This is a genomic window from Bradyrhizobium nivariense (assembly GCF_029846695.2).
Classification (GTDB): Bacteria; Pseudomonadota; Alphaproteobacteria; order Rhizobiales; family Xanthobacteraceae; genus Bradyrhizobium.
The window spans coordinates 1-1,800 of the sequence record NZ_JARWCR020000173.1 but is presented as its reverse complement, the minus strand read 5'-3'; the positions used below and the strand labels follow the sequence as shown (position 1 = coordinate 1,800).

At 62.9% G+C, this 1,800-nt stretch carries 1 protein-coding gene; it reads right to left on the bottom strand.

All coding sequences use genetic code 11. The features are described from left to right. Positions 1-1,771, bottom strand: a 1,771-nt coding sequence (locus tag QCM77_RS45740; RefSeq protein ID WP_280097116.1) for a DUF5695 domain-containing protein, incomplete at its 3' end; no start/stop codon positions are given. Positions 1,772-1,800: the final 29 nt, after the last annotated feature.

Genomic DNA, 1,800 nt, shown 5'->3' with positions numbered 1-1,800 from the left:
ACGCGGGGCCGCTGTTCAGCAAGGCCCACGCGCTGAGTTGTGACGCATAGCCCAGACGAAGGAGCGGATGCGGGTCGTCTGCATCGTTCAGCGCGTGATCAAGCAGCGCCCAGCCGCCCATCTGCGCCATGTAGGTCAGCGTATAGGCGTCGCCCGCAGTCGCGCGATAATCGCTGCCCAGGTAGTAATAAGCAGGTTCCAGCCAGCCACGGCAGAACAGGTTTGCAGCGATCTGACGCTCCGCGAAGGCACGGGCTGCCGCCTTCGAAACCCCCATGGCGACAGGGTCGTCAAGGGCCGAGCGCGCCAGTGCCTGCGTTGATTCGAAGCCTGTGGAATCGAACGGATATTCCGACCCGAACAGGTCAGCCTTCGGATCGACGAAGGCGCGCACCTTACGCGCCCAGTGCGCCTCCAGCGTCGCCGCCTCGCGCATCAAGCCCGCCGTCGTGAGCGCCGAAAGAAGTTCGGGGATCACACATTCGTTGTAGAAGCCGGTGCAGTAGGCGGACCACATCACCACGCGCATCGGCACCGTGAACATGGCCAGCGCCGTACCGTAGGCGCGTACCAAATAATCTCTTGCGCTCTGGCGGGTGGGTATCGCGGGATGGTCACGCGCGATGCGGTGCATGGCCAAATACATCGCGAAGATGTGCGGATAGTCATAAGGCCGCCAGATATGCAGGCGGCCCTTGGGGCCGGGATCGCTGCTTTCCCGGTTCTGCTTCCAATCGGGTATGCCGTACAGGCCGTAGGCGTATGCCTCCTGTGTGGTACGTTGCAGCCCGCCCCAGACGAACGTATCAATATACCGGTCCAGCGCCGCCACTTCCGCCGCATCAGGATGCTCGGCATTCTTGGTCGCGAGGTAAGCGGGCTTGCTCAGCCCGGGATCGTCGCACGTCACCTCGTAGATGCGCCCGCCCTTGATCCGGTCGTAATTGTCCGGGCCAAGCAGGACCTGCGTGTCCATGTTCCACTCGCCGAACAAACCGTCGTACCATTTGGACGGGTCACGATGCTGCCGCTTCACGATGAAAGCTGCGCGCTTCTTCATCATCGTCTCGACGGGTTCGGTAGCGAAGAATTCAAGAAAGGTCTGGCGCGCACCCGGCTGGTGCAGGGTCAGCCGGTTCTCGCCCAATCGCGAAAACCGGACCCGCCATAGTCGCCTGCCAGCCCGATCCGGCAACCGTTGCACCACCGTGTCGCCGGTAAATTCCGCTTCGATTCGCTCCACCGGAATGGAGGACGCGAGCGCGATGTCGACGTACAGGTCGTTGGGAACCGTCATCCCCGGCATTACCTCCACGTCCACCAGCCCGGCGTCCGCGATAGCCCTGCGCGCCGCCTCATAATCCGCAACCCACTGGAAGCGGAGACGGTAATGCCGTTCCTGGGCCGGCGACAGGGACAGGGAATGGGTCGGCTGTCGCCAGCGAGTCCCGCCCGCGACTGCCTCGCCGGCGGCCGCCCCGCCCAAGATGTAGGCGCACCATGTCCCACTGGCTTCGGCCGAATCCTTGTGGACATTCCAATATTCCAGTGACGTGTCCGCTTCCGGTAAGAGCATGAGGAAGGGACCGCTGCTGTTGCCGCGAATCCAGAAGATGTGCGATCCATGCCGCGAGACGAAGCTGTGCTTCAAAACAGCCACCGACGCCGGTTGCCCTGCCGGAAATTCGGTGTTCATCGGCATAGGCAAATAGAGGTCGCCAACCTCCACGCTCGCCATGCCGTCGTTCCGCAGCATGATCTCCCACGTCAATCCAGCCTCGTCGACTGCGAGGCGGGTCG